At 69.0% G+C, this 26,427-nt stretch carries 25 protein-coding genes and 2 pseudogenes; 15 read left to right on the forward strand and 12 right to left on the reverse strand.

What is annotated here, in order from left to right:
• Window positions 1–174: 174 nt before the first annotated feature.
• Window positions 175–1,401: a cytochrome P450 gene (locus OHS81_RS36955; RefSeq protein ID WP_328390694.1), complete on the reverse strand. Its 1,227-nt coding sequence runs from the start codon at window positions 1,399–1,401 to the stop codon at window positions 175–177.
• A 331-nt stretch (window positions 1,402–1,732) separates the two neighbouring features.
• On the opposite strand from OHS81_RS36955, the gene OHS81_RS36960 reads away from it, so the two are divergent.
• Window positions 1,733–2,026 carry a hypothetical protein gene (locus OHS81_RS36960; protein ID WP_328390696.1) on the forward strand — a complete coding sequence of 98 codons (294 nt, stop codon included), beginning with the start codon at window positions 1,733–1,735 and terminating at the stop codon, window positions 2,024–2,026.
• A gap of 130 nt (window positions 2,027–2,156) precedes the next feature.
• Here the strand turns inward: OHS81_RS36960 and OHS81_RS36965 are convergent, their stop codons facing one another.
• Window positions 2,157–3,695: an MFS transporter gene (locus OHS81_RS36965; RefSeq protein ID WP_328390697.1), complete on the reverse strand. Its 1,539-nt coding sequence runs from the start codon at window positions 3,693–3,695 to the stop codon at window positions 2,157–2,159.
• Between the two features lie 121 nt (window positions 3,696–3,816).
• On the opposite strand from OHS81_RS36965, the gene OHS81_RS36970 reads away from it, so the two are divergent.
• A complete protein-coding gene (locus OHS81_RS36970) occupies window positions 3,817–4,773 on the forward strand; it encodes an Lrp/AsnC family transcriptional regulator (protein WP_328390699.1) in 957 nt (318 codons plus the stop codon).
• Here the strand turns inward: OHS81_RS36970 and OHS81_RS36975 are convergent.
• On the reverse strand, window positions 4,745–5,839 hold the full coding sequence (locus tag OHS81_RS36975; protein WP_328390701.1) for a LysR family transcriptional regulator: 1,095 nt from the start codon (window positions 5,837–5,839) through the stop codon (window positions 4,745–4,747). The genes OHS81_RS36970 and OHS81_RS36975 overlap by 29 nt on opposite strands.
• Before the next feature lie 118 nt (window positions 5,840–5,957).
• Between OHS81_RS36975 and OHS81_RS36980 the strand changes: the two genes are divergently transcribed.
• Window positions 5,958–6,416, forward strand: a complete 459-nt coding sequence (locus OHS81_RS36980; protein ID WP_328390703.1) for a tautomerase family protein — start codon at window positions 5,958–5,960, stop codon at window positions 6,414–6,416.
• Between the two features lie 45 nt (window positions 6,417–6,461).
• On the opposite strand, the gene OHS81_RS36985 is transcribed toward OHS81_RS36980, so the two are convergent.
• From OHS81_RS36985 to OHS81_RS37000, 4 genes are all read right to left on the reverse strand, one after another.
• On the reverse strand, window positions 6,462–6,644 hold the full coding sequence (locus OHS81_RS36985; RefSeq protein WP_328390705.1) for a hypothetical protein: 183 nt from the start codon (window positions 6,642–6,644) through the stop codon (window positions 6,462–6,464).
• A gap of 168 nt (window positions 6,645–6,812) precedes the next feature.
• Window positions 6,813–7,454 carry a DUF305 domain-containing protein gene (locus OHS81_RS36990; RefSeq protein WP_328390707.1) on the reverse strand — a complete coding sequence of 214 codons (642 nt, stop codon included), beginning with the start codon at window positions 7,452–7,454 and terminating at the stop codon, window positions 6,813–6,815.
• Window positions 7,455–7,541: 87 nt separating this feature from the next.
• On the reverse strand, window positions 7,542–7,949 hold the full coding sequence (locus OHS81_RS36995) for a DUF6153 family protein (RefSeq protein WP_328390709.1): 408 nt from the start codon (window positions 7,947–7,949) through the stop codon (window positions 7,542–7,544).
• A 125-nt stretch (window positions 7,950–8,074) separates the two neighbouring features.
• Window positions 8,075–9,625 (reverse strand): M4 family metallopeptidase, encoded by a 1,551-nt coding sequence (locus OHS81_RS37000; protein ID WP_443058885.1) that lies wholly within the window; start codon window positions 9,623–9,625, stop codon window positions 8,075–8,077.
• Between the two features lie 700 nt (window positions 9,626–10,325).
• Here OHS81_RS37000 and OHS81_RS37005 point away from each other — a divergent pair.
• From OHS81_RS37005 to OHS81_RS37025, 7 genes and pseudogenes are all read left to right on the forward strand, one after another.
• Window positions 10,326–11,006 carry a hypothetical protein gene (locus tag OHS81_RS37005; RefSeq protein ID WP_328390712.1) on the forward strand — a complete coding sequence of 227 codons (681 nt, stop codon included), beginning with the start codon at window positions 10,326–10,328 and terminating at the stop codon, window positions 11,004–11,006.
• Between the two features lie 267 nt (window positions 11,007–11,273).
• Window positions 11,274–11,459, forward strand: a pseudogene (locus tag OHS81_RS37570) (YncE family protein); the annotation flags it as partial.
• 120 nt (window positions 11,460–11,579) lie between these two features.
• Window positions 11,580–12,032: pseudogene (locus OHS81_RS37575) on the forward strand (YncE family protein); the annotation flags it as partial.
• Window positions 12,033–12,183: 151 nt separating this feature from the next.
• On the forward strand, window positions 12,184–12,912 hold the full coding sequence (locus tag OHS81_RS37010) for an IPT/TIG domain-containing protein (protein WP_328390714.1): 729 nt from the start codon (window positions 12,184–12,186) through the stop codon (window positions 12,910–12,912).
• Window positions 12,913–13,972: 1,060 nt separating this feature from the next.
• Entirely contained in the window at window positions 13,973–14,764 is a 792-nt protein-coding gene (locus OHS81_RS37015; RefSeq protein WP_328390716.1) for an IPT/TIG domain-containing protein, read from the forward strand.
• A gap of 154 nt (window positions 14,765–14,918) precedes the next feature.
• Window positions 14,919–16,421: an IPT/TIG domain-containing protein gene (locus tag OHS81_RS37020; protein WP_328390718.1), complete on the forward strand. Its 1,503-nt coding sequence runs from the start codon at window positions 14,919–14,921 to the stop codon at window positions 16,419–16,421.
• A 98-nt stretch (window positions 16,422–16,519) separates the two neighbouring features.
• Complete coding sequence (locus OHS81_RS37025; RefSeq protein ID WP_328390720.1) at window positions 16,520–17,176, forward strand: class I SAM-dependent methyltransferase; 657 nt, start codon at window positions 16,520–16,522, stop codon at window positions 17,174–17,176.
• Window positions 17,177–17,308: 132 nt separating this feature from the next.
• On the opposite strand, the gene OHS81_RS37030 is transcribed toward OHS81_RS37025, so the two are convergent.
• Window positions 17,309–17,611: a DUF6480 family protein gene (locus OHS81_RS37030; protein ID WP_328390722.1), complete on the reverse strand. Its 303-nt coding sequence runs from the start codon at window positions 17,609–17,611 to the stop codon at window positions 17,309–17,311.
• A gap of 76 nt (window positions 17,612–17,687) precedes the next feature.
• Window positions 17,688–17,879, reverse strand: a complete 192-nt coding sequence (locus OHS81_RS37035) for a hypothetical protein (RefSeq protein ID WP_088795864.1) — start codon at window positions 17,877–17,879, stop codon at window positions 17,688–17,690.
• Between the two features lie 196 nt (window positions 17,880–18,075).
• On the opposite strand from OHS81_RS37035, the gene OHS81_RS37040 reads away from it, so the two are divergent.
• Both OHS81_RS37040 and OHS81_RS37045 read left to right on the forward strand, forming a co-directional pair.
• Window positions 18,076–19,209, forward strand: coding sequence for a glutathione-independent formaldehyde dehydrogenase (locus OHS81_RS37040; protein ID WP_328390724.1), 1,134 nt, complete (start codon window positions 18,076–18,078; stop codon window positions 19,207–19,209).
• Between the two features lie 368 nt (window positions 19,210–19,577).
• On the forward strand, window positions 19,578–20,006 hold the full coding sequence (locus OHS81_RS37045; RefSeq protein ID WP_328390726.1) for an STAS domain-containing protein: 429 nt from the start codon (window positions 19,578–19,580) through the stop codon (window positions 20,004–20,006).
• Between the two features lie 338 nt (window positions 20,007–20,344).
• On the opposite strand, the gene OHS81_RS37050 is transcribed toward OHS81_RS37045, so the two are convergent.
• Window positions 20,345–20,950 carry a TetR/AcrR family transcriptional regulator gene (locus OHS81_RS37050; protein WP_328390728.1) on the reverse strand — a complete coding sequence of 202 codons (606 nt, stop codon included), beginning with the start codon at window positions 20,948–20,950 and terminating at the stop codon, window positions 20,345–20,347.
• Between the two features lie 178 nt (window positions 20,951–21,128).
• Between OHS81_RS37050 and OHS81_RS37055 the strand changes: the two genes are divergently transcribed.
• Together OHS81_RS37055 and OHS81_RS37060 are read left to right on the forward strand one after the other, a co-directional pair.
• On the forward strand, window positions 21,129–22,304 hold the full coding sequence (locus tag OHS81_RS37055; RefSeq protein WP_328390730.1) for an FAD-dependent oxidoreductase: 1,176 nt from the start codon (window positions 21,129–21,131) through the stop codon (window positions 22,302–22,304).
• Between the two features lie 30 nt (window positions 22,305–22,334).
• Window positions 22,335–22,844, forward strand: a complete 510-nt coding sequence (locus OHS81_RS37060; protein WP_328390732.1) for a GNAT family N-acetyltransferase — start codon at window positions 22,335–22,337, stop codon at window positions 22,842–22,844.
• A gap of 105 nt (window positions 22,845–22,949) precedes the next feature.
• Here the strand turns inward: OHS81_RS37060 and OHS81_RS37065 are convergent, their stop codons facing one another.
• Complete coding sequence (locus OHS81_RS37065) at window positions 22,950–23,711, reverse strand: class I SAM-dependent methyltransferase (protein WP_328390734.1); 762 nt, start codon at window positions 23,709–23,711, stop codon at window positions 22,950–22,952.
• 264 nt (window positions 23,712–23,975) lie between these two features.
• On the opposite strand from OHS81_RS37065, the gene OHS81_RS37070 reads away from it, so the two are divergent.
• Window positions 23,976–25,109 carry a PP2C family protein-serine/threonine phosphatase gene (locus tag OHS81_RS37070; RefSeq protein WP_328390736.1) on the forward strand — a complete coding sequence of 378 codons (1,134 nt, stop codon included), beginning with the start codon at window positions 23,976–23,978 and terminating at the stop codon, window positions 25,107–25,109.
• 206 nt (window positions 25,110–25,315) lie between these two features.
• On the opposite strand, the gene OHS81_RS37075 is transcribed toward OHS81_RS37070, so the two are convergent.
• Window positions 25,316–25,915, reverse strand: a complete 600-nt coding sequence (locus OHS81_RS37075; protein ID WP_328390738.1) for a DUF4328 domain-containing protein — start codon at window positions 25,913–25,915, stop codon at window positions 25,316–25,318.
• Between the last annotated feature and the right edge of the window lie 512 nt (window positions 25,916–26,427).

Below are 26,427 nucleotides of genomic sequence, written 5' to 3' on the forward strand. Positions count from 1 at the left end.
GGGCGTCCGGCAGGCATCCATGCGGTAGGAGTCCCTACCGCAGATCTCCATGGGGCAGACATCCAACCGTTGACGCGCTGCGCGACGTGGTCGTGGTGACGGCCCCTGCGCTGCTGCCCAGGCGCGGGGCCCACAGGCGCGTCCCCGCACGGGCGACGCGCTCGGCCCTCGGCCTTACCGGGCCGTCTCCGTCCAGGTGACCGGCAGCTCGTGGACGCCGTAGATATTCATGTCGGTCTTGAGTTTCACCTCGTCGGCGGGGATGGCGAGTTCGAGGGTGGGGAAGCGGCGCAGCAGCCCCTCGAAGCCGGCGCGCATCTCGATGCGGGCCAGTTGCTGGCCGAGGCATTGGTGGATGCCGTGGCCGAAGGACAGATGACCGCGGGCCTTGCGGTGGATGTCCAGGGTGTCGGGGTCGTCGAAGCGCCGGGGGTCGCGGTTGGCGGCCAGCAGGGAGACCACGACGGTCGATCCCTTGCCGATCGTCTCACCCCCGAGTTCGATGTCCTCCGTGGCGTAGCGGTAGAAGATGTCGGCAATGGACAGGAAGCGCAGCAGCTCCTCGACGGCACCGGGCAACAGGTCCGGGTCGGCGCGCAGTTCGGCCAGCTGCGCGGGGTGCTCCAGGAGCGCGAAGGTGCCCAGGGCGAGCATGTTGGCGGTGGTCTCGTGGCCCGCGAGCAGCAGCAGGAAGGCGACGCCGGTCAGCTCCTCGATGGTGAGGTCGTCATGGCGGGCCAGGTCGGACAGTATGTCGTCGCCGGGGGCGGCGCGTTTGCCGGTGACCAGTTCGGAAAGGTACGTCGTCAGGGCGTGGTACGCGGCCATCTTCTCGTCGAGCGACTGGTCCTTGACGAGGAACTTGGCGGAATTGACCTGGAAGGTCTCCCGGTCGGCGTAGGGGACGCCGAGCAGTTGGCAGATCACCAGCGACGGCACCGGCAGCGCGAACTCCTTGACCAGGTCGGCCGGCGGACTGAGGAGCGCCAGTGCGTCCAGTTGCCGCTCGACGATGTCGATGATGTGTTCTTCGAGCTGCTTCATGCGCTTTACGGTGAAGGCGCCGGTGAGCCTGCGCCGCAGGCGGGTGTGGTCCGGCGGGTCCATGGCGACGAACAAGCCCGGTACCTGCGGGGACGGTTCGGTGGCGGCGGGCATGTTGGGGGCCTCGTACGGCACGTGGAGAACGCCGAGGTCCTGGCGGGAGCTGAACCGGGTGTCGGCCATGAGCCGGCGGACCGCGTCGTAGCCGGTGACGAGCCAGCCCTCGTGACCGTCGGGGAAGAGCAGGGGACTGACGGGGCGAGCCTCGCGCAGCTGGGTGATGAGGCGGGGCGGGGCGAAGGGGCCCGCATCGCGCTCCATGGGGAGGCCCTGGGGGACGGAAACCGTGTGACTCATCGGATGCCCTTTCTTGGCGGGATGTGCCGACCACGATCGCCGACGGTCCTGACATACGGCAGACACGGCTCTGACACCGGTCATGCCGGAGAGACGGCCGGTGTCAGAGCCGGTCTCCGCAGTCCGTGGCCCGTAGCCGTCCGTGGGCAGTCAGCGGTCCGGCTCTACGGGCCGGGCGGGCCGCCGGACAGACGGGCAGACGGGCAGACGGCCGGGGCGGCGGGGCGGTGGGAGATGCGGGGCGCGCCCCTGGACGGCCGCGTGCGCAGGCGGCCTCATGCCCCGCCCCGCGGCCGGGTTTCGGCGGGCCGAAAGCGGCAACCTGTTTGTCATGTCCAGACACGTTCACAACGGCAGAAGCGAAGCAGCGAAAGTGATCGTCGTCATCGCGGACCTCACCGCGGTGATCCTCGGTCTATGGATCCTGTTCGTCCTCCTCGACGCGAACCGCGCCAACGACCTGGTCAGTTGGGTACAAGCCGCGGCCGGCTGGCTGGCCGGCTGGTCGCACGATCTGTTCACCATGGACACGGACTGGGTGCGGACCGTCCTGAACTACGGGTTGCCCGCCGTGCTCTACGTCCTCATCGGGCATGTCCTTGCCGGCCGGCTCCGCCGCGCCTGATGACCCGAGCCACGGGAGTCACGGACTCGGGGCCCTCGGCGAGGCGCAGGTCCCGTGCGGCCGCGGCTCTGCTCCGGATCACACCCCGCAAAAGGGCCGTTTCCGGGGACGGCGCCGGCCGGGCCCCGGTCTACTCGGCCGTCGGAACAGCCCCGGCAGTCTCTGCCGGGGGCCCGGCCACCGCCTTCCTCGGGGACTGCGGACGGCGGGTCAGCCAGAACACGCAGGTGGCGCCGGCCACCGCCAGAGCACCGGCGGTCAGGGCGAGGGCGTTGTGCCCGCCGGCGAACACCGCGTGCAGGGTCTGGTCGAAGGAGGCCCGCTGCCCGGCCGGGGCGGCGGCGAGGAGAGTGCCGGCTCCGCCGCCGGACAGGGTCTGTGCGGCACCGGCCGGGTCGGCGACCTTACCGTCCAGGGAGCCGGTCATGGTGGTGACGGCGAGGGTGCCGAAGACGGCGACGCCGAAGGCGTAGCCGAGTTGTTCGACCGTGCTGTAGATGCCGGAGGCCATACCGGTGCGTTCCCCGGGGACGGAGCCGAGGGCGAGGGCGGCGGCGACCTGGAAGACCAGCCCCATGCCGACGCCGCTCAGGGCGAGGCCCCCGACGAGGGCGGGCCAGCCCGAGTCGGGACCCAGGAACCCTTCGGCCCCGACGCCGATGCCGGCCAGGAACAGACCGAGGACGGCGCCCAGGCGGGGTGAGGGCTTGGGCATCCAGCGTCCGCTCAGTACCGCCACCAGGGCCGCGGCCACGGCGTGGGGGAGTACGACGAGGCCGGCGCCGACCGGGGTGAGGTGCTGGACGGACTGCAGCCAGATCGAGGTGTAGGGCAGGATGCCGTAGACCGCTCCCTCGCCGACGGCGATCGTGAGCATCGCGGCGCTGAAGGCCGGACGGCGGAACAGGGACAGGTCCAGCAGTGGGTGCGTGCTGCGGCACTGCACGGCGAGGAAGGCCACGAAGGCTGCCACCGCGACGGCCAGTGGCAGCAGGGTTTCCGCCGATCTCCAGCCGTGGGCATGGGAGGCGGTCAGGGCGTAGACGAATCCGCCCGCGGCGAGCGCGAACAGCACGATGCCGGGGACGTCCAAACGCCGCGTGGCGCTCCGGCCGGGGGCGGACCGGGGGATGTAACGGAAGGTCATGGCCAGCGCGAGCACGGAGACGGGGACGTTGACGTAGAAGATCCACCGCCAGTCCAGCGCCTCGGTCAGCAGCCCGCCCATGACCGGGCCGAGCGCGGAGGCGCTTGCGGCGACCGCCGCCCAGACGCCGAAGGCCTGCCCGAGACGGCGGCCGGAGTACAGGGTGCCGATCAGGGAGAGGGTGGTGGTGAACATCGCCGCAGCGCCCACACCCTGCACCAGCCGTGCCGCGATCAGCCACCCCGTGCCGGGCGAGAGGGCACAGGCGACCGAGGCGAGCGCGAAGACGACCAGCCCCGCGACGTACACGCGGCGGCGCCCCTGCAGATCGGCGAGCATCCCCGCTCCGAGCAGGGCGGCCGCCACCGCGAGGGCGTACCCGTCGGCCACCCACTGCAGTTGGGAGAGCGAGGAGCCCAGGGACTGCGACATCGACGGCAGCGCGACCAGGACGATGGTGATGTCGATGAGCAGCATGAACGTGCCCAGACAGACGGCGGCCAGCGGCCCCCAGATACGCATGACACAAACTCCCGTAAGGGCGAGGTGGAACAGGACCCGCCCACTGTCCGGGCACCACCGGGACCGCCCCTAGCCGTAGCCTTGCCTGTGCAAGATTCCGGCACGGAAGCGAGGTACGGCGGTGGATTCCAGCCCTCTGAAGGCACTCGACACCCGTCTGCTGGAGGCACTGCAGCTCGACGGCCGGGCCCCCTTCAGTCACCTCGCCCGCCGGCTCGACGTCTCCGAACGCACCCTCGCCCGCCGCTACCAACACCTGCGCACCCTGGGCCTGCGCATCGTCGGCCAGCCCGTACCCGCCCGCCTGGGCCTGGTCCGCTGGTTACTGCGCCTGCACTGCACACCCGACGCGGCCGGCACCATCGCCGATGCGCTGGCCCGCCGGCCGGACACGAGTTGGGTCACCCTTGCCTCCGGCGGCACCGAGCTCTACTGCGCCGTCAACACCCGCACCGCCGACGAACGCAACGCCCTGCTCCTGCAGAAGCTCCCCCGCACCCCACACGTCCTGTCCGTCAGCGCCCACTGCATGATGCGGATCTTCATCGGTGCCACCAGCACCTGGCACGCCACCCGCTTCCCCACCCCAGGTCCCGCCCCCGCGGTGGATTCCGGCGCCCCCGACGCCCCACTGGCCCTGGACGCCACCGACCGCACCCTGTTCAACGAACTCGCCCGCGACGGCCGTGCCACCCTGCCCGAACTCGCCCAAGCCAGTGGCCGCTCGGCCTCCAGCGTCCAGCGCCACTTGGAGCGGCTGCGTACCGAGGGCGCGCTCGGCTTCTCCGTGGACTTCGACCCCCAGCTTCTCGGCTATCACATGACCACCCAGCTCTGGCTCCAGGTGACCCCCGCCCACCTGCGCACCGTCGGCGAGACCCTTGCCACTCACCCCGCCATCGCCTTCGCCGCCGCCGTCACCGGCACCTCCAACCTCGTCGCCAGCGGCGTCTTCCGCACCCCGGCCGACCTGTACGACTACATCGACCGGCACATCGGCCCCCTGCCAGGCATCCAGAGCATCGAAACCGCCCCCACCCTCCGGGAGGTCAAACGCCTTGCTCCTGCCCTTCCTTGAGCCGGCCCGGCGACCCCTGTGCCGGCGACGGCGGGGACGACGGAGTCGACGCGAACGAGGAGGCCGTCCCGAACGACGAGGCCGATGCGGACGACCCGAACGACGAGGCCGAAGGGAACGCTGCGGACGACGGTGGCGCCGCCTCTTCCTCCACCAGGGGGGACCGGCAAGCACTGCGGGCCAGATGGCCGACGGCCGACTCCGCCAACGCACGGATCGCCGGGTGCCAGGGGCGGGCATGCGGCCCGGTCAGTACGAGGCGGCGTGAGGTCTGGGGCTCCAGCGGCAGCAGAACCAGATCAGGGGGGATCAGCGAGCGGGAGACCTCGGACAGGACGGTCACGCCGATACCGGCCTGCACCATGCTGATCAGCGTCGCCAGGTCCCGTACCCGGTGGGTGGGGGAGAAGCGCAGTCCGGCCAGGCTGTGGATCGTACGGATGCGGGCTTCGCAGCTGTTGGGTGAGATCAGGAACGGGTCGTCCTCCAGGTCGTGGAGGTGGACGAGCGGTTCGTCCGCCAAGGGGTGGTCCCGGGGCAGCAGGGCCCGGTAACCGTCCACGGCGAGCTGGATGCCGGGGCCGGGCTGGGGGCAGCTCCCAGTGGCAGCCGGCGGAGGGTCGATCAGGACGGCGGCATCGGTCGTGCCGTCCTCCAGCCAGCCCGAAACTTCGGCACTGTCACCCTCGAAGACCCGCACTGTGATCCGCGGCTGGTCGGCACGCCAGTGCCGCAGCAGGCCGGGTATCAGCCCCTGGCAGACCGTGGGTGTGGCGGCCAGCCGCACGGTGCCCTTCATGGTGTCGGTGGCCTCGGCCGCGATCCGCTCCACGGACCGGGCCGCCGACAGGGCGACGCGGGCGTGCGGCAGGATCCGCTCCCCGAGTGCCGTGGTCCGGGCCGGGGTGGCACGGACCAACAGCGGGGCGGCCAGCTCACGTTCCAGGGAGGCGACGGCGTGCGACACCGCTGACTGGCTGATGCCCAGTTCCGCCGCGGCCGCACTGAAACCGCCCGTATCGACAACTGCGAGGAAGGCCCTCAGCTGGGGAATGTTCACGGACATGCGGCGGCCTCATGGGTCTATGACAGGTATGCGTTGGATTCATGGTGCCAGGCCGGTGACGCTTGATCCGTGCCGCCGATTCCGGCGGACGCGCACCGAGCACATGCCGAGGAGAGCCATGCCGTACTTCCGGGTCACCGTCCCCGACCCCGACCTTCCAGCCGACGTCCAGTGCGCCCTTGCCGAGGGCCTGACCCGGCTCGCGGACTCGGTTCTGCACAAGTCCAGCGCGCGCACCATCGTCCACATCAATCTGGTCCCGGCCGGCAGCTACTTCGTCGACGGCAGGCCCCTGACCGGCACCCGCGACGCGCACGTGGAGGCCGGCATCACCATGGGCACGAACAGTGCGGCGGACAAGGCTGCCTTCATCGCCAGGGCCGGTGAACTGTTGTCGGACGTCCTTGGCCCGCTTCCCCGGGCCGGCGTCGCGCTGCACGAACTCCATCCCGAGAGCTACGGGTACAACGGCGTGACCCAATTCGACTACTACCGCCGGGACGGGGCCGGGGCCGGAAACGGGGGCGGGACCAGCGCCGGGGACCGGGCCGTGCCGACTGCCTCCGCTGCCCGCTGAAAGTCCCGCAGTTGCAGCCCGGCTGCGCTGTGCGGGGCCCGACCCCTATGGCCTGGTGCGCCCCGGCGCTCCCAGCGTATGCGCCAGGTCGATCACGTCGTCGGCGACGAGATCGACCGCAGCGGGCGGGGCGACCTGTCCGGCGGCCGGGCCCCACTCCGGGCGGGGGATATAGGCGGTTCCGGTGAGAGGGTGGTGCCGGCGCGTTGGCCGGCGCTTCGACGGCATGTGACCGCACCCATCCGACGGCGCGGCGTGGGTCTGCTGCCCTGAACCGTTGTCAGCCGACAGCCGACAGCCGACAGCCGACAGCCGACAGCCAACAGCCGACACGCTGCCGGCTGCCGGCTGCGGTGGGAAGGCAGGGCAGGTGCGGTGCAGCAGCCCTGCCGGCTGTCAGCTCTTTCCGAGCAGCTTGTTCATCTGTGTGATCTCCGCGTTCTGGGCCTTGATGATGCCTGCGGCCAGCGTCTTCGCCCGGCCGTATGCGCCCTTGTCCTTCTCGGTGCCGGCCATCCGCACAGCGCCCTGGTGGTGCCCGATCATCATCTCCAGGAAGGAGGTGTCGAAGGCCTTGCCGGACTTCTTCGTGAGCGCGTCCATCTCCTTTATACCCTTCATGCCCGGCATCTCCGAATGGGTGGAGTGGTCCATGCCGGGCATCTCCTCGGGCACTTGCTCGTCCCAGGCGGTCAGCCACCCGGACATGGTCTTGATCTCCGGGTCCTGTGCCTTCTTGATCTTCTCGGCAAGTTCCTTGACCTGATGCGATGCGGCCCGGGTGACGGCCAGGTCGGCCATCTCCACGGCCTGCCGGTGGTGCGGGATCATGCCCTTCGCGAAGGCCACATCCGCGGCATTGTGCGTACCGGCCGGAGCCTGGGCGCTCGGTGAGGAGGCAGGCTTCGCGGCGGAGCCGTGGCCGGAGCGGCCGTCGCCGCCGCTGTTGTTGCTGCCGCATGCGGCCAGTACCAGTGCGGAGGTGGCAGTTGCCGCAACGAGTGTGATGCGGCGCATGAGGGAACGGGTGGGCTTCATGGGAGAACTCCTACAAGAAGTGCGGTGTCGGAACATGCCGGACGGCGACGCAGCCCCGGCGTGGGGCGTGAGCGCCGTCAGGGCGTTCTAGATCCGCAGGAGTTGGAGTTCGGCCAGAGAGGGGGGTGCGCGCCCGCCGTCCTGGCCCTTCGATTCGCCGGCGCCCGTCGCGTCCTCGGGCTCTGCGGGGCGGAGGGGAGACGGAACCAGGGAAGGAGGCGTGGGTGGCCCGTCGAGAGCCCCGGACGCACAGGTCGTGTCGGCGTGATGAACGTGGCCGCCGCTGTCGCAGCCTCCCTCGCCGCCACAGTGCGCGTGGGCACCGGCTGCCACGGCCATGCGGTGCCCGTGGCGGTGCTCGTGCGGGGAAGGAGCCGAGGTGATGACAGGGCTGAGGGCATGCATGCCCAGCAGGCCCGCCAGCAGCGCCAGCACGAAAAGCGCGCGACACCGCCGGGCGGGCGGTGTCGATTCGTACAGGCGGCGGGGCGTCACGCCCCCATAGTAGGCAACGGGGCGGACGGCGGGGGAGCCGCCCGGGGTACCCGGCGAGCGGCGTACGGCGTGCGTCCCGGCACCGGCACCGAGGCCGACGCCGGGACGCACTACCCGAGGGGTGCCTACTTCACATTGACGCCCGTCCATGCGGCGCCAACGGCCTTGTACTCGGCGCTTGTCGTGCCGTACAGAGCGCCTGCCGCCTTCAGGGTTGCGGCACGTGCCGCCTTGTAATTGGTGGTGGAGGTCATGTACGTGGTGAGGGCCTTGTACCAGATCTTCTCGGCCTTGGCCCGGCCGATTCCGGTGACCTTGGAGCCGTCAGAGGTGGGACTGTTGTACTTGACGCCGTTGATGGTCTTGGCGCCGCTGCCCTCGGACAGCAGGTAGAAGAAGTGGTTGGCGACACCGGACGAGTAGTGCACGTCCTTGTTGCCGACGCCACTGGACCAGTAGTCGGCCGAGGCGCCGTCCTTGCTGGGCTTGTCCATGTAGCGCAGCGGGGTGCCGTCCCCGTTGATGTCGATCTTCTCGCCGATGAGGTAGTCGCCCGGGTCCGAGGCGTTCTTGGCGTAGAACTCGGCCGACGTGCCGAAGATGTCGGACGTCGCCTCGTTGAGACCGCCCGACTCACCGCTGTAGTTCAGTCCAGCGGTGGCGGCGGTGACGCCGTGGCTCATCTCGTGGGCGGCCACATCGAGCGAGGTGAGCGGGTGCGCGTTCCCGTCGCCGTCACCGTAGGTCATGCAGAAGCAGTCGTCGTCCCAGAACGCGTTGACGTAGTTGCTGCCGTAGTGGACGCGGGAGTAGGCACCCTTGCCGTCACCGCGGATACCGTTGCGGCCGAAGGTGTTCTTGTAGAAGTCCCAGGTGACGGCTGCCCCGTAGTGCGCGTCGACGCCGGCGGTCTGGCGGCCGCCGCCCCATACGTCGTTCGCGTCGGTGAAGAGCGTGCCGGTGCCCGAGGTGTTCTGCTTGAGGTCGTACGTCTTGTGGCCGCCGCGGGCACCATCGGTGAGCTGGTACGTCGATCCGCTCTTGGTGGTGGTGAGCGTGACCTTGCCGCTGTAGGTGCTGGTGCCGGTGCCGGTCTCGATGGCCTCGTTCCGGAACAGCTTCTTCCCGGTGTTCGCGTCGGTGACGACGTGCAGTTCGCTGGGCGTGCCGTCCTTCTGAACGCCCTTGACGACCGTTTCGTAGGCGAGAACGGGCTTGCCGGTGGCGGCCCAGATCACCTTGCGCGGTGCGGACGAGGCGTTGGTCTTGGTGTCCTTCTGCGCGGCGGCAGCGCCGAGTGCGCTCTTCTGCGCGGCGGAGGGGGCGAGCGCCGCGGAGGTACTGGCCACCGATATCGCAGAGTTGGTCGCCTTGGTGACGCTGTGAGTGCCGTTCTTCGCCTCGTGTACCACCAGGTCGCCGCCGAGGACCGGCAGCCCGGCGTAGGTGCGCTCGTACCGGGTGTGCACCGTGCCGTCCGCGTCCTTGACGACGTCACGCACGACAAGCTTCTCCCGCGCGCCGAGACCGATCTTCGCGGCGACGGCGGAGGCATTGCTCTGAGCATCCTTGAGCGCCGATGCCCGCTGTGCGGTGGAGAGCTGGACCGCCGACGCGCCGTTCGCACGGTCCGGCTGCGCGCTGGCCGAGCCGGCCTGGACGCCGACGGCGACCATGGCGGCGGAGGCGACCAGGGCGGCGGCGCGCAGGGTGTTCTTGCGGGGGGTGGACGAGATCCGTCTCAACTCGGTCTCCCTTGTGCGGGCCACGGGGTCGCGGCCCAAGAAGCGGCCGGGCAGCCGAGGGGGATGCCCGGTGGAGCAGAAGGAGTGAATCGAGGGGAGCGTGCCAGGAGTTGACGCTTTTTGACAGATGTTCAACACAGAAGAAACAACAATTTCACCAATGGGGCTGCTTTGTAGTGCATTTCGCGGTCTTTTGCCACCTACTTCCGGTGCTCACCGGCCGCTGCCCGTGCCCGCTGCCGCTGCCCGGCGGCGGGATGCCTCACGGCCGGACGGACGGCGCCGGTCACCCCACCCCGCACCGTTCTCCTCCGGTACGACCGCCATGGCCTCGACCTCGAAAACACTGGGTTCGAGAAGGGCGACGCAGAGCTACCGGTTACGTGACACGCGCCCGGCTGAACGGGTGAACAACCGTCAGCACCGCTTGTGCGGTACTCACTCGGGTGGGTTACTGGCTCTACCTACCAGGTGGGCCGTCCATCCCTCCGCTGGGAGATGCGGCGGTCGGCTCATGGGCGTGTTGACTCGGCTTCCATAGGCATGGCGTCCCTGACGGAGGGTTCTACCGGCCGGCGCACTCCGGGGTGTCGGCCGGTGGGGCCGGCTCAACCACGTCCTAGGAGGCCTCTTGCGAGCCATTCATGTTCTGCGAACGCTGGTGGCGGCAGCTGTCGTCCCGCTGGCCTCCGCCTCCGCTCCCGACGCCCACGCAGCGTCGTCGATCGTGGTGGCCTGCGGTGAATCCGCGCTGGTCGATGCGGTCAACACGGCCAACGCTGCCGGGGGCGGGAGCTTGATCCTCGCCCCCCTGTGTACGTACACCCTGACCAGCGCCCACAGTTCGGGGGGAGCCGGGCAATCGCCGGGGTTGCCGAACATCACCACCCCGATCTCCATGGCGGGCCTGGCTACCCAGATCACCCGGGCACGGGGCGCGCCGGCCTTCCGGATTTTCGAGGTCGACGGTCCGTCACAACTACCCGGTGCCAACGGCCAGTTGACCATGGCGGCCGTGACTGTCAGCGGTGGCGACGCCGGCCTCGGCGTGGGAGGGGGTATCGCCAATCTCGGCGGCTCGGTAGCCCTCACCGGCAGCACGGTCCGTGACAGCAAGGCGTCGTACGGCGGCGGCATCTACACCGACGGAACGCTGATGCTCACCGGCAGCAGCGTCATCGCCAACACCGCCGGCGTCAACGGCGGGGGCATCTTCACCAACGCCGGCGGGGTGGTCCTGATCGGCAGTGGCGTGGTCGGCAACACCCCAAACAATTGCGGTGCCCTGCCTCCCGTTTCCCCTGCCTGCTGAGTGGCGGGCATACCCCGGCACCGACGTCGCGAGGAACCGGCGGACTGCCTTTGTGCCTCCCCGACTCCCCGCCTCCCCGCGGAGTGAACGGCAGTCCGTCCGGGCTCTGACCGACGGGACCCGTCAACTGGCCACGGCCGGTTCACGACAGGAGAAGGAGAGCATCATGCTCCGGCAGGGACCAGCGCCGCCCCCACCCAAGGCACACCGGCGGGGGCACTTCCGTCCCCCGTTCATGCCGGCGGCGTTCCGGATCGGGTGGCTTTCATGGACACAAATGAACCGCTGACGGTGGACGAGATCCTGGTGGGGCACGCCCCCGTCTGGGCGGCTAGCACCCCGGACGGCAGACGCGTCTATGTGACCAACTTCGGGGCCAGCAGCATCAGCGTCATCGACACCCGCACCCATCACGTCATCACCACGATCAGTGTGACCAGCGGACCGTGGGAGATCGCGATCACCCCGGACGGACTGTGCGCCTACGCGGCCTGCTTCGGGACCGACAGTGTGGCCGTCATCGACACCGCCACCAACACCGCCACCAACACCGCCACCACCACCATCGAGGGGCTGAACAAGCCCCTCGGCCTCACGGTGGCACCCGACGGCTCCCGGCTCTATGTGGCCAGCCTGGGCGGGAGCCGGGTGGATGTGATCAGCACGGCCGCCGACACCCTCATCGCCTCGGTGCCGGTGAGCAGCGGGCCGCGCGGTGTGGCGGTCACCCCCGACGGGGCGCAGGTCTACGTCACCGAAGAGGGCGCGAACGCGGTCGAGGTCATCGACACCGCCACCGGAACCGTCATCGAGACCATCACCGGCTTCCTCCTCCCGAGGGGAGTGGCGGTTTCGCCCGACGGACAGCGCGCCTACGTGTCCGAGTACGGCGGCAACAGGCTGGGCGTCGTCGACACCGTCACACATACCGTGGTGGGCACTCTCACCGGACTGCCCATCCCGTTCGGCGTGGCGGTCAGCCACAACGGGGTGCTGGCGTACGTCACCTGCGACGGCGATGACAGCGTCGCCGTCATCGATCTCATCAGAAACGAGGTCATCGACAAGGTCCCGGGCTTCCACGCGCCGTCCTGGCTGGTGATCACGCCGGACGACGTCGAGGTCTACGTGGTCAACAACGGCAATGAGACGGTGAGTGTGCTGACCGCGCCGTCCGGTGGGTATCCCAACGTGGGGCCCATGTCGGGGGGCGCCGGTGACCATCATCGGGGATGGGCTGGGCAACACCGCCGCGGTCTGCTTCGGAGGCCGTCCCGCCTCGTTCACCATCGTCAACAACCGTGCGATCCGGGCCGTTTCGCCCCTCCTCGTCCGCGACGTCAGCATCAACGTCACCCTCGGGCAGCGCACCACCCGGACCGTCGGCCGGTTCTCCTACCTCCCCGACTCGCTGCTGACCCAGATCAGCCCGGCGTCGGGCCCGTTGGGCGGGGGCGGCACGCTGACCGTGTCCGGTCGGGGCCTGATCACCACCACCTCGGTGCACTTCGGCAACGTGGCCGTCACCCCGTCCTCCATCCTGGACGACCAGGTCACCGTGACGGTGCCGCCCGCACAGACGGCAGGCCCCGTGCCGGTCTCCGTGGTCACGCGGAGCAACTCGTACGGGAAGGCCACCTACACCTACGTGGGCCCGCCCCACATCACCTCCGTGACTCCCGCCACCGGCTCCACAGCGGGCGGCGACCCGGTCCTGATCGAGGGCGCCGAGCTCGCGTTCACCCAGTCGGTGACGCTCGGCGGGGCCGCGGCCGCCTTCGGGATCGTCTCCCCTGCCCGGGTCGCCGTCGTCACTCCTCCCGCTGACGCCCCGGGTCCGGCGAATGTCGTGGTGACGACGACGGGCGGCACCGCCACCGCACCCGGGGCCTTCGTCTACACCTGATCGCCGGATCCGGCCGCCGGATGTCGGATGTCGAATGCGGCGACCGATGGCAAGAGGGGCGGTGCTGCCGTCATCGAGGCCGGGGGCACCCTGGGTCCGGGAAGGTGCCCGCCCTGGCTGCCCTGCTGAACGTGACGAGGCCGACGGCAGCGACGAGGCGGGGTGGTACGACGGGGCCGGTCCGGTCCGGTCCGTGGCGTCGCGTGCGGCGTGCTCAGTTCGTGTAGCACGTTCATTACGTGACCTCTGCCACGATGTCGGTGATGGGCGGGGTGAAGAGGCGGGTGATGGGGCGGCCGGTCTCGACCGCCGCGCCGGCTTCCACGGCGCGCTCCCGCGGACCATGGGGTGGGTTCGCCGGCTCCGGCCTCTTCCTGCCCTGCCCTGCCCTGCGCGGCCGGCCCGGCCGGACCCGGACCGCCATCACCGTCACGACCCGCCGCCTCGCCCGGAGCCGCCGTCCGAGGCCTCTTGCGGCATCCTCGTCTGAGCGGGCGGTGTGCAGTGCCGGGGCGGACCGGCGCTTTTCTGACGCCTTCGCGCGTAGCGCACCACCAGTACTCGGTCGTCGCGGCGAGCGCCGATTTTCGCGTCGTCCGCGGCGGTCGCTTGTCCCCGCCGGGCAATGCGAGGCGGGCTGGGCCAAAAGCACCTTCTGACTCGCGCGCATACCGCCGACCGGTGGTCGATTGAAGCCAACTGCCCGCCGCTTGCAGGCTTGTTGGCGCCAGACTGCACCGCACTCGCAGGGGCGCGCAACGGCGGCCGGAGCCGAACAGTGAACTCTTAACCTATTTTCCTACAGACCCCTCGATACCCCAATTCCACCTGTCGCCTCCTTCACCCCTTGGCTTTAATTTATTCAAGCGAGATTGACGGTGCCCCATGTTGCGGCGCCGTGTCGCTTCACAGAGGACGACCCGCCCAGGCGCCCTGAGGCAACGGTCCCACCATCCCCTTCCCGCCCCACGGGGGACATCCCATGAGGTTGCGGGCCGCGACAGCGAACCGCCGGCTCCTGCGCACCCCGGCAGAGCGGCACATCCGAAGGAGAATGATCATGGCAACCATCACGTCGTTGGTGGACACGACAACCACCACAAATCAGGGCAAACCGGGCGATACTGTCCAGATCAATGGAACCGCCCTGTCCACCACCACGAGGGTCAACTTCGGCTCGGCGACGGTCACCCCGACAGGCGTCACCGCCACTCAGGTCACCTTCGTGGTGCCCAGCACGGCGCCGTGCTCCGGCCAGGTCTCCGTCAGCGTCACCAGCAGCGCCGGCGCCACCAGCAACGCGCTGCCGTTCTTCGTCATCGCCGCGCCGACCACCACAGGGCTGAGCGTCACCTGTGTACCGGCCGCCACGGGTGGTGCGGTGACGCTGTTCGGCACCAACTTCCTGTCCGGAACGCAGGTCGGGGTGGGCACCGTCGGCAACGTGGCGGTCACGCCCACCCAGTCGAGCCAGGTCACCTTCACCGCGCCGGCCAACCCGGGGCAGGTCGGTACGGTGTCGACCCAGTCGGTGAACATCACCACCGCCGGCGGAACCAGCGCCGCGGGCACCACCCTGATCGACTACTACCTCGCGCCGGCCATCACCTCGTTGGTCCCCACCTCGGGTACGACGGGGGACCAGATCACCGTCAACGGAACCGGTTTCGTCGGCGTCGACACCGTCACCTTTACCGACAGCGCCGCCGCCACCGCCACCGCGGTCTTCACCCCCGTGAGCGACACCCAACTCGTCGCCACGGTGCCCGGTGGACTCGCCACCGGCGCCGGGACCATCACCGTCCACACCTGCGGCGGCAACTCCAACGCCCAGGCCTTCACCGTCACCTGATCGTCGGGACGACCGGGAGACCAACGGCACCACCACCAAGTCGCCGCCCGTCCGCAGCGTATGGCGCGGGCGGGCGGCGACGCCCCCGCGCCTTGGCCGACGACTGCCGGCCAGGGCGCGACTGCCCAGGCGGTACAAGAAGGAGACAAGCATCATGGCCCCCGTAGTGACCAGTGTCAGCCCCACCCAAGGTGCTCCGGCGGGGGGTACCAATGTCACCATCACCGGCTCCGGCTTCACCGGTGCCACCATGGTCAGGTTCGGCCCCAACGGAACCACCTTCGTCATTGTCAGCGATACGCAGATCACGGCCAAGACGCCCGCAGGGACCGGTACGGTCCAGGTCACGGTCACGGCGCCGACAGGGATCAGCACCCAGAACGTATTTTTCACCTACACCCCGGCTCCCGTACTCATCACACTCACTCCCACTTCGGGTCCCACGCCGGGTGGCAATGTCGTGACGATCAATGGCACCGGTCTGTCGGGTGCGAATTCGGTGAAGTTCGGGGGTAATTCGGGGGTCGTTGTGACCAATACTGCTACTCAGGTCACGGTGATTGCGCCTGCGGGTACCGGTACGGTCAATGTCACGGTGACGACGGCGGGTGGTACGAGCAATGCTCTTGCTTACTCTTATGTTGCTGTTCCCGTTCCGGTGCTCAGTAGTCTGAGTCCGGCTTCGGGGCCGACGGCGGGTGGGAATGTGGTGACGGTCAATGGCACCGGTCTGTCGGGTGCGAGTTCGGTGGTCTTCGGGGGCAGCCCCGCCACCATTCTCACCAATACCGCTACCCAGATTACCGTCAGTGCCCCGGCGGGTACCGGTACGGTCAATGTCACGGTGACGACGGCGGGTGGTACGAGCAATGCTCTTGCTTACTCCTATGTTGCTGTTCCCGTTCCGGTGCTCAGTAGTCTGAGTCCGACTTCGGGGCCGACGACGGGTGGCAATGTCGTGACGATCAACGGCACCAATCTCTCCGGCGCGAGTTCGGTGAAGTTCGGGAGCAACGCGGCGACCGTCCTGACCAATACCGCCGGCCAGATCACCGTCATCGCGCCCGCGGGGCCGCCGTCCTCGGTCAATGTCACGGTCACCACGGCCGGCGGCACCAGTAATCCCCTGCCGTACTTCTATCTCGCAGCACCCACCCTCAGCGATCTGGCCCCGCACCTCGGCCCGGCCATCGGAGGCAACACCGTCACCGTCTTCGGCACCAACCTGACGCTCACCAACGCCGTGAACTTCGGGGGGAATCCGGCCACCGCCATCACTGTGGTCTCCGACAACCAACTGACCGTGACCGCTCCGGCAGGGTCCGGCACGGTCGTCGTCACCGTCACCACACCGGGCGGGACCAGCACAGCGGCCACCGGGAATCCGTATTACACCTATCTCGGGGCGCCCGTCCTGACCAGCCTCATCCCCTCCCATGGCGCTGACCTCGGAGGCGACGCGATCGTGCTGGGCGGCAGCAACCTCACCTACACCGACGCGGTGTCCTTCGGCGGAGTCCCGGCTTCGTTCTCGGCGATCTCCGACACCCAGGTCGTCGCGACCTCCCCGGGCGGAGCGCCCGGCACGGTCAACGTCGTGCTGCACACCCCGGCCGGGAACAGCAACGCCCTGCCCTACGTCTACGACCCGTCCTAGGGTCAAGTCCTGGCTCCACCCGACCCTGCCCGCGCCGACTCGGCTGAGTCTTCCTCAAACGAGAGACGCAGGAACCGGGGACTTGGTGGACTGACGCGATGACACCACTGTCGCACCGAGTCCTCCGAGCCCTCGACCGGTTCAATGCCGCCCACCCCTGGGACCACAACGCCCACTACCACCGGTGGATCCTGCGACAGCTTCCCGAACGCTTCGACAGTGCCCTGGACATCGGCGCCGGCAGCGGCGACGTGGCGCGGCTCCTGGCCACACGCGCCAACCAGGTCAAGGGGATCGACTCCGACCCAGTGATCATCTCCCGGGCGCAGCGGCTGACTTCTCCGGCAACCTCAGCGACCTTCACGGTCGCGGACGCGCTGACCGGGATCCCTGCCGGTCCCTACGACGTCATCACCTGCGTCGCCACCATCCACCATCTGCCCTTCACCGAAGCTCTCACCGTCTTCCGCCGATGCCTGGCCCCCGGCGGAACCCTGGTGATCGTCGGCCTCTCCCGGGCGCAGACTGCCGGGGACTATGTGCTCGGCACCCTCGCAAGCCCGCTGAATGCGGCCACGGGCTGGCTCAAGAACAAGGGCCGCAGGGCACCCCGCCCCGTCTCGATGACCGCCCTGACCCGACCGGCTGAGATGAGCTTTTCCGACATTGTCCGTGAGGCCCATGACGCTCTGCCCGGCGCCCGGCTGCGCCGCAGGCTGTTCTGGCGCTACACGCTCGTCTGGCATCGCCAGTGAGCGGACCCCAAGATCGTGCCTGCGTGCCCGGCGCGCCGGCGGATGGCTGTCAGCACTCGAGACTCGAGCCGTAGGCGCTTGATTTGTCAGCGCTTGAACAGTCGGCGCCCGGGCCCGCCGGCGGGCAGGCGGTCAGAGTGCCACGGTCACGGCGTATGCGATGAAGAACGCTGCGCAGAGCACGACGACGATCGCGAGGATGATGACGGGGCCTGTGGCCCAGCCGCGGGTCTGCTTGTCGCGGGGGCCGGTCTCCGCCCCTGTGCTTCCCTCGCCCTGCGGGGTTTCCCCTGGAGGTACCCCGACCCCTGGCGCGACGCCGGGGCTGTGGCGTGGATCCGGATCGGAATATTGAGAGCCCATGCCTGCAGTTTGCCCCGTTTTGCCCGGAATAAATGCCTGGAACGAATGGGGAGTGGAGGCGATTCCGGTCATGAGTCGGAGCGTCGGGGCAACACACCCGGATCCATGCAGTTCAGCGGCGTACACAGCGAAGCTGTACGCAGGCGGGTCAACGGTCGGCGATGTCCTCGCGGAGGCCGTCGGAGAACTCCCACCACGACAGCGGGAGCCAGTCGCCGTTCACGAACGCATCGACAGTCGCACCCCGACCGCGGACGGTAACCGTCGTCCCGGGCGGGTACGAGGTGCCGGACAGGCCGAGCACGGGTACCAGCAAGGTCCCGAGTCGCTGTGCTGCCACGTGTCGACCTCTCTTTCGTTTCTCGGTGCGACATGGGATACCCGGAGCCCCGGAGAGCCAGAGCGGATATCTCTTCTCACGTTACCGGCTTGCCGCATCGAGTAGACCGGAGAATCATGAGGGATGGGTCACGTCAAAGACGGGGGAATGACGGGGCAATTCTGCATGCTATCCGCCGAGCGGGAGGTGGCAGCAAATGAAAGCCGTCGTCTACAAAGGGCCGTACTCCGTGGAGGTCGAGGATGTCGAGAAGCCCGGCATCCAGCACCCCAACGAGGTGATCGTGAAGATCACCTCCACCGCGATCTGTGGCTCTGACCTGCATATGTACGAAGGCCGCACGGCGGCCGAGCCGGGCATAGTCTTCGGCCACGAGAACATGGGGATCATCGAAGAAATCGGCGAGGGCGTCACCTCGCTCAAGGAGGGCGACCGTGTGGTCATGCCCTTCAATGTCGCCTGCGGGTTCTGTACCAATTGCGTCGAGGGATATACCGCTTTCTGTCAGACCGTCAATCCGGGATTTGCGGGCGGTGCTTACGGCTATGTCTCCATGGGGCCCTGGGCAGGCGGCCAGGCGGAATATCTTCGCGTTCCCTACGCCGACTTCAACTGCCTGAAACTGCCGCCGGGGAACGAGCACGAGACCGACTTCATGCTGCTCGCTGACATCTTCCCCACCGGATACCACGGCTGTGAACTCGCCCAGGTGCGCCCGGGCGAGAGTGTCGCGGTGTACTGCGGCGGGCCGGTGGGGCTCATGGCTGCTTACTCGGCGCTCCTGCGCGGAGCCAGCAAGGTTTTCGTCGTCGACCGGGTACCCGAGCGACTGGAGAAGGCCCGGGAGATCGGCGCGGTCCCGATCAACTTCGCCGAGGGCGACCCGGTGCAGCAGATCAAGGACCAGACGAGCGGTGCCGGAACGGACAAGGGTGTGGACGCCGTCGGGTATCAGGCGATGGCGCACGGCATGGCCCGCGAGGAACCGGCCACGGTGCTGAACTCGCTCGTCGGCACGGTGCGGGCCACCGGCGCTCTCGGTGTGCCGGGCCTGTACGTTCCGGCCGATCCGGGAGGCCCTGACGAGCAGGCCAAACGGGGCATGCTCCTGGTGTCGATCGGCAAGCTCTTCGAGAAGGGCCTGCGGATGGGTACGGGGCAGTGCAACGTGAAGCGCTACAACCGGCAGCTACGCGACATGATCATCGAGGGCCGCGCGACGCCGAGCTTCGTCGTCTCGCATGAACTGCCCCTTGACCAGGCTCCCTCCGCATACGACAAGTTCGACAAGCGCATCGAGGGCTACACGAAGGTCGTTCTGCATCCGTAGATCTCGCGGCGGTGCGATTCCGACGGGCGGGCCGATACCGGCCGGGCTCTGGCCGGGCGTCTTTCACCGGCTGAGGGAGCCTGACCGGGGTGCCGGGGTGCCGGGGTGCCGGGTGGCCTGCCCCGAGTTGGCCTGCGTGTCTCCGCCCAGGCCGGCACAGGTGCGAAACCCGTCGGCCGCCGACCCGCCGTCTCCGACCGCGGGAGCGGCCTTCTGCCGTGCCCTGTGGCCGATGGTGGACGGCATCTGCGGACTGCTGATCTGGCTCTGTCTGAACCAAGGATGACGGGGTACGCGAGCTGCACCGATCAGGGAACTGATCACCGGAAACCCATCAGCGGAAGCCGATCAACGGAAAGGTGGAGGCCGTGTCCGAGTCCTACGAGCTGAGCGTCGAGGTGAAGGTCACCGAGCCGGAGGTGGCGGTGGTGACCGTGTCGGGGGATCTCGACGGCGAGACCGGCACATCCCTTCACCACCAGCTGGCCAACCAGATCGTGCACGGCAGGCGGTATCTCGTGTTGGACCTGCGAGCCGTGCCGTTCATGGACTCCTCGGGGTTGAACATCCTCATTCGCGCGTCCAATGAGGCCAAGCGTCTTGACGGGAGCCTGCACCTGGCGGCGGTGTCCGATGTGGTGCTGCGCCTGCTCGACCTGACCGGGATCAGTGTGACCACTCCGGTCCATACGAGCCCTGAGGAGGCCCTCGCCGTCATCGCGGCACAGCGCTCGGCCGAGCCCGGGCGGACGGATGCGGCGGCCTGCTCTGCGTCCTCCGCCTCGAATCCCACCTGACCATGAAGGGCGCGTCGCTTGCCGCGGCCCCGGGGTCATGAACCCATCATGGACGATTCAACTGATATCCGATTCCTTTTCTTGTCGTCGATCCTGAAGTCGCTGTCGCTGTCGCTGTCGCAGTGCTCCACGCGACACCACGAACCGTCCGTCCGCCGTATCACCGCCACCCCCAGCAGGGCCTCGTAAAAGACGACCAGGGCCGCGAGAGGGACGACGCGATGCGATGAGTGGTCCGGGGTGCGCACCAGAACGCACACAGGCCGACTCCGGACCGGACCCGCGGTCACGACGCGACTGTGGTCACGACGCGACTGCGGTCACGACCGGCCCCGCGGTCACCCGCCCTGGCCGGGACGGTCCTCCTGCCGCGCCAGGGGAGTGGTCGCCCAGCCGTGTTCCAGCAGGGCGAACAGGTCGCGCATGGTCCGGGCCGGGTCTTCGCTTGCGCGGGCGATGCCGGGGGCTTCCAGGGCGAAGCGTGCCAGGCCGGTGACGGCGGGAGCGTGCGGGGCGAGCCCGGTGGCCTCGGCGAGGGCGGCAGCCAGTGCCGTCTCGTGGCGCGACCACATACGCCGGGCGTAATCCCGCAGCGCGGGGGTGGATTCGACGAGGACGAACGTGGGGTCGTCGTTCCGCACGACGGTTCGGGTGCGCACCATGTGGTCGCGCAGGGCGTGCAGCACGGGCTGACCGGGCGCTCGGTCGCGCACGGCGGCGACCAGGGCGCTCTCCATGTCCGTATCCAGGTCGAAGACGAGGGCTTCCTTACCGGGGAAGTGCTTGAAGAGCGTACTCAGCGAGACATCGGCCGCCTCCGCCACTTCGCGCACACCGACCTGGTCGAAGCCGCGCTCGGTGAACAGCCGCACTGCGGCATCCGTCAGGGCCTGCCTGGTCTGGGCCTTCTTGCGCTCGCGGCGCCCTGTCGTCGTCTCGGCCATGCCCCCACCTTATCCCTTGAGGGGATTCGATCGGAAAGGCGATCAGGTGAAAAGTCGGAGCGGTTGTACTTTTGGATCGGTTGTGTTTCTGTTGGTGCGTGAGCCCGGTGTACCCCGGTCGGCACCCAGCTGCCGGAACCCGGGCCGCTCTTGATCCTTGGAACGGAGCGTGACCCTCATGCCCACCACCCCTCGCATCGCGATCGTCGGTGCCGGCCCCGGCGGCCTCGTCTGCGCGCGCATCCTGCAGCAGCACGGCCTGCCGGTGACGGTCTTCGAGCGTGAGGCCGGCCCCGACTCCCGCTCGCAGGGCGGCACCCTCGACATCCACCAAGACACCGGCCAGGTCGCCCTGCGGGCAGCCGGACTGTTCGACCAGTTCCTCGCCCTGTCCCGGCCCGACGGCCAGGAATGGCGCCTGTACGACCGTCACGCGACCCTGATACGCCACGATCAGGCCGGCGAGGACGATCTGAGCAGGCCCGAGATCGACCGCGGCCGGCTGCGCACCCTCCTCCTGGACTCCCTCGCCCCCGGTACGGTCCGCTGGAACCACTCCGTACAGGCCGCCGGCCCGCTACCCGACGGCAACGCTCGCCTGCACCACCACGACCGTGCCGTCGAGGACTTCGACCTGGTCATCGGCGCCGACGGCGCCTGGTCCCGGGTGCGCCCCGCGCTCTCCGATGCCCACCCCTCCTACGCCGGTGTCACGATGGTGGAAGCCCATTTCGACGACGTCGACCACCGTCACCCCGGTATCGCCCACCTGGTCGGCGGCGGCACCATGTCGGCCAAGGCGGGCTGCCGCAGCCTGGTGCTGCAGCGCAACAGCAACGGACACGTCCGCGCCTACGTCACCTTCCGCGGCCCCCAGGACTGGCACGCCGGCCTCGACCTCGACGACACCGAAGCCGTACGCGCCCGCCTCCTCGCCCTGTACCGGGGCTGGGACGAGAGCCTGCTGGACATCCTGCGCGACAACGAGGGCGGCTTCCTCAACCGGCCCATGTTCGTCCTTCCCGTTCCTCACAGGTGGCAGCGCGTCCCGGGCATCACCCTGCTCGGCGACGCCGCCCACCTGATGCCGCCCGCAGGCATCGGCGCCAACCTCGCCCTGCTCGACGGCGCCGACCTCGCCCACGCCGTCATCGGCCACCCCACCATCGACCAGGCCCTCGACGCCTACGAAAGCGTCATGCTGCCCCGCGCCCTCGACAACGCCAGGACCGCCCAGCAGATGCTCACCACCCTCATGCCCGACACCGATACCGACTCCGAGGCCGCCGTCTTCCCCGACCCCCTCTGGCCGGCCGGCGGCCTCCCTCAGGCGGCCCCCGCTCACACCGGCTGAGCGGGGGGGCGACGGCTCATGAACGACAGCATGCGAGTGCGAGAGGCATCGGCCGAGGATGTGGAAGCGATGGCGGACATCCACACCCGGGCCCGCAGCGCCTACTACGCCGCCGGTGGGATGGCCGCAGCGGAACCGGCCGACCCGGTGGCACGGGAAGAACGACGGAACGGATGGGCCAGGGCCATTGCGTCGCGCCACATGACCGCACTGTGCACGGAGGACCCTGAGGGCAGGGTGGTGGGCGCCCTCGCGATGGGGCCACCGAAGGACGCGGACGTCGATGCATCGGTCCATCGGCAGTTGTTCCAGATCCACGTTCACCCGGATGCTTGGGGACGCGGGGCGGGGCGTGCGCTGCACCGTGCGTTCACCGGACGGCTTGTGGCGGGCGGATTCGGCGGCGGGGTTGTGGAGGCCTGGGAGGGCAATGCCCGGGCCCGGAGGTTTTACGTCCGGCACGGCTGGCGTGTGGACGGGGAGCGACGGCCCGGACCCGGGGGAGCCGATTACGTGCGGATGCGACTGCGGCTCAGCTGAAGAGGTGGGGCGGCGGTCTCCTCGGATCTCCTGGCGGATCCCCACACGCGGAAGCCGTGAGTGGGTCCAGGAGTCCGTGCGCCCTTGCTCCTCCTCCGCTCCAGGTCATGGACGTCGCGCGACGAAGACGAACTCCCGGCCCGGCCGGTCGGGGGCATCGCGCACGTCTTCCACCGTAAAGCCGTGCGCGAACAGGTCCCTCTCGGCCTCCTGCCGCTCACGGAAGCGCAACGTCGAATCCGCGGTCAACACCTGCCCGTCCGCAGCGAACACACAGGTCCCGCGGAATGTCACCAGCGGCCGGCTCACCTCGAGCAGCTGGACCCAGCTCTCGACGACGCCGATGCCGGGAATCTGCGCCACGCGGTATGAGCTTTCGCGGTGCCATTCCTCCCAGGCGCGTCTCGCCGGATCCCGAGTCTCGAACACCAGGTGTCCGCCGGGCCGCAGTGCTTCATAGGCCCCCCGCAGCGTCTGCCGCCACAACGACGGATCGGCGATTTCCTGGGCCACGTTCGCCGTCATCGTCGCAAGGTCGACCTGCAGCGGCGGGAGGGCTGTGGCATCACCGACTGCTGTGGCATCACCAAGGGCTGTGGCATCACCGCAGATCCAGCGCACTCGCGTACTGCCCGGTTTGGCCCGGGCGACATCGAGGGACGCCTGGTCGGGATCGATGCCGACCACCTCGATCCCGCGATCGGCCAGGAGGAGGGCGAACACTCCAGTCCCGCAGCCGATGTCCAGCACTCGACGTGCCCCGAACTCCTCCGCCATCCGGACGTAGGCATCGAGATCACTGCGATCAGGGTCGAGCGGGTCGTAGAGCGCGGCTAGCCGTGGATCCCCGGAGCACTTGTCAGCCATGCTGCCGAACGTATGCGGCGCCGCCCCCGGACAGCTATCTGTTTTCGCCGGCACCCGAAGATCGTCCGGTGCATTGCCGTGACGGCCACGTCGCCCACCGTGCCGTACTGCGACATGGTGCGGAGCGCCCGGTGACCGTCCGGTCGCCGTACCGGTCGGTCGAGGCCCGGGCCACTAGGCCGTTCGGTCGCAGTGCGGTGTCACTGCGGACGGCTCTGCTGTCACGAGGCCGCCGGGAGGGCAGAATGACCTGATAATGACCTGATGAGGGTGTTGCCGGTGTGGTCACAGGTACGCCGTTTGGTTCCCGCCGCGGTGATCGCTCTCGCGGCGTTGGTAAATCTGCTGACGCCACCTTCGGTGTCGTCCGCTGCCCTGCTGGCCGTGGCGCCGGTGACAGCGGTTTCGCTGCTCAGCCCGGTGGGCATCGTCGGCATCGGCCTGACGGCGATGATGGTGCAAGGGGGGCTGGCGTTCGCCGGCGGAAGCTACGACTGGCAGGGCGACGCGGCTGTCCAGATCACCCTGGCGGCTGTCACCGTGCTGGCGGTCGGCCTGAACAGGTCGCTGCGCACCCAGCATGTGAGCGCGAGCCGGGCACGCTACGCAGCGGAGGTCGCTCAACGAGCCGTGCTGCCCAGCCCCCCGAGCAGGCTGGGGGACCTGCGGATCGCCGCCCGCTATGTACCGGCCGAAGACATGGCACTGATCGGCGGTGATCTCTATGTGATGCAGGAGACGCCGTACGGGGTGCGCGCCATGGTCGGCGACGTGAGGGGCAAGGGCCTGTCCGCCGTCACGGCGGTCAGCGTCGATATCGGTGTCTTCCGCTACGCCGCCGACCACGAGCCCGACCTGCCTGCCCTGGTGGACCGCATGGAGGAGGCCTTGTTGCGCGAAAGCCAGCGCCGGGAGGGCCTGGATGCCACGGAGGGGTTCACCACCGCCCTGATCGTTCAGTTCGCCACCGATCTGGCCCAGGTCCACATCGTCAACCGTGGCCACCCCGCTCCTCTGCTGCTGCACGCGGACGGCCGAGCGCACCTACTGGAACCGAAGGAGGAAGCGCCACCCCTGGGCATCTCCGCCCTGGGGGACTGGACCTCACCCGTGGAGACGCACCCCTTCCCGCCTGGGGCGATGCTGTTGTGCTTCACCGACGGCGTCACCGAGGCCCGCGACCCGGCCGGCGCTTTCTACGACCCCGCCGAGCGGGTCCCCCACATGATGCAGTCCTACCGGCGCCAGACCGGCCATTTCCCGGAACCCTCGACGGTCCTCGACTTCCTCGCCCGTGACGTCAGCCGCCACAGCGGCGGCGCACCCCAGGACGACCAGGCCCTCCTCGCACTGCACCGGCCCGTGCCGGAACAGGATCTCCTCGCCCGGCCTCTGTGACCGTGGCCGGCCTCTGTGACCGTGTGCCGCTGTGCCGCGGTGCCTCTGCGACCGTAGTGGTCGGGCCTGATACCGGTTGGAGCCCGGGCCTGAGCCGGGCTTGAGCCGGGCCTGACCTCGGCCGGAGTCGGTCCCGCCCCCCCCGGCCGGAGTCGGTCCCACCCCGGCCGGAGTCGGCTCCGTGGGCCCCCGAAGGCCCGCTGCTGTCAGAGTGCAGGCCCTCGCAGCGCCTTCTCATGCTGCATGCGGGTGAGGCGGCGTACGAAGAAAATGGCAAGGACGGCGGCCATGATGTTGAAAACGTCGCTCGCCATGAGCCCGGCGATCGCCCCCCTGATCTCTTCCGGCCCCCCGGCCCCCGAGTACCGCCGGCCGGCCAGGCGCCCGAAGATCAGGTTCACGATCCACAGGCCCCACCACCAGTTGAGCAGCGCCCTGGACCGGGACGTGTCGTCGGCACTGGCGTTCCAGATGTCGGTGGCTATCTGCCGCGGAAACCACAGATTGACCACCGGCACGATCCAGCCCCATATTGCCCAGCCGCGCTTCCTCGCGTGGTACTCCGGGGCAAAGACCTCGGCGTTGACGCGGGTGCGATGGAACCAGACGACAAAGACCACGGCGGTCGCGATGGTGGTCGCGAGCTGCACCTTCCCGGATGCCCCGTACAGCGCGTCCGCCTGGTCGATCTCCTGCGAGGTCACCGAGCCGAAGTTGCCGATGAGTCTGCCGGCCAGCTGGTACGAATGGTTGCCCTGCCACAGCGCGAACAGATCCGCGCCGATGACGAGGCCGAGCAGGATCATTACGGCCTTCGAGAGTGCGACAGGCGAGCGGAGAACGGCCTGCGGGCCGGGTGGAGCGGGCCAGCCGGAAGGCGGCGGCAGCGGTGCGACGGGCATGTGAGACATGCGAAACCCCCCACGGGTACGAGAACAGTGTGTTTGCGCACGCAGTCGGACGTCTCTCCCCGAAACGGTCCAAGCGGCAGGCGGAACTTACGTGTTCCACACACTCCCTGTCCACTGAAAAGGGGCAGACCGGATGGTCCTGCTCTCTTTGCTCTCATCGCCACACGAACCCCTCGGTGCACAGAGTCATCCAGGGGCGTGGCAGGTGTGGGCTCTCGGCGGCATTGGTGCGGGAGCGTGTAAGGGCCACCCGCGCGGTGGACTCGGCTCTCCCGGCGCCCTCCTCGGCGCCCGCACTTCCAGTCGGGGCAAGCACTTGCCTGAGTGGAAAGCGGATAGTGGTTTTCCGTTCGGGAAAGTGCTTTGCTGCCCTATGACCGCGCCCCCGGAGGTGGCCCGTGTCCCTT

The sequence above is a fragment of the Streptomyces sp. NBC_00400 genome (assembly GCF_036048035.1).
GTDB lineage: Bacteria > Actinomycetota > Actinomycetes > Streptomycetales > Streptomycetaceae > Streptomyces.

Coding starts and splice junctions, on each gene's coding strand:
- OHS81_RS37025 (WP_328390720.1), top strand. CDS start 16,520: ATGACACCACTGTCGCACCGAGTCCTCCGAGCCCTCGACCGGTTCAAT.
- OHS81_RS36990 (WP_328390707.1), bottom strand. CDS start 7,454: ATGAAGCCCACCCGTTCCCTCATGCGCCGCATCACACTCGTTGCGGCA.
- OHS81_RS36985 (WP_328390705.1), bottom strand. CDS start 6,644: ATGCCGTCGAAGCGCCGGCCAACGCGCCGGCACCACCCTCTCACCGGA.
- OHS81_RS37060 (WP_328390732.1), top strand. CDS start 22,335: ATGCGAGTGCGAGAGGCATCGGCCGAGGATGTGGAAGCGATGGCGGAC.
- OHS81_RS37055 (WP_328390730.1), top strand. CDS start 21,129: ATGCCCACCACCCCTCGCATCGCGATCGTCGGTGCCGGCCCCGGCGGC.
- OHS81_RS37050 (WP_328390728.1), bottom strand. CDS start 20,950: ATGGCCGAGACGACGACAGGGCGCCGCGAGCGCAAGAAGGCCCAGACC.
- OHS81_RS37000 (WP_443058885.1), bottom strand. CDS start 9,625: ATGGTCGCCGTCGGCGTCCAGGCCGGCTCGGCCAGCGCGCAGCCGGAC.
- OHS81_RS36975 (WP_328390701.1), bottom strand. CDS start 5,839: ATGTCCGTGAACATTCCCCAGCTGAGGGCCTTCCTCGCAGTTGTCGAT.
- OHS81_RS37020 (WP_328390718.1), top strand. CDS start 14,919: ATGGCCCCCGTAGTGACCAGTGTCAGCCCCACCCAAGGTGCTCCGGCG.
- OHS81_RS37075 (WP_328390738.1), bottom strand. CDS start 25,915: ATGATCCTGCTCGGCCTCGTCATCGGCGCGGATCTGTTCGCGCTGTGG.
- OHS81_RS37070 (WP_328390736.1), top strand. CDS start 23,976: ATGAGGGTGTTGCCGGTGTGGTCACAGGTACGCCGTTTGGTTCCCGCC.
- OHS81_RS36980 (WP_328390703.1), top strand. CDS start 5,958: ATGCCGTACTTCCGGGTCACCGTCCCCGACCCCGACCTTCCAGCCGAC.
- OHS81_RS36965 (WP_328390697.1), bottom strand. CDS start 3,695: ATGCGTATCTGGGGGCCGCTGGCCGCCGTCTGTCTGGGCACGTTCATG.
- OHS81_RS37030 (WP_328390722.1), bottom strand. CDS start 17,611: ATGACCGGAATCGCCTCCACTCCCCATTCGTTCCAGGCATTTATTCCG.
- OHS81_RS36960 (WP_328390696.1), top strand. CDS start 1,733: ATGTCCAGACACGTTCACAACGGCAGAAGCGAAGCAGCGAAAGTGATC.
- OHS81_RS37015 (WP_328390716.1), top strand. CDS start 13,973: ATGGCAACCATCACGTCGTTGGTGGACACGACAACCACCACAAATCAG.
- OHS81_RS36955 (WP_328390694.1), bottom strand. CDS start 1,401: ATGAGTCACACGGTTTCCGTCCCCCAGGGCCTCCCCATGGAGCGCGAT.
- OHS81_RS37040 (WP_328390724.1), top strand. CDS start 18,076: ATGAAAGCCGTCGTCTACAAAGGGCCGTACTCCGTGGAGGTCGAGGAT.
- OHS81_RS37065 (WP_328390734.1), bottom strand. CDS start 23,711: ATGGCTGACAAGTGCTCCGGGGATCCACGGCTAGCCGCGCTCTACGAC.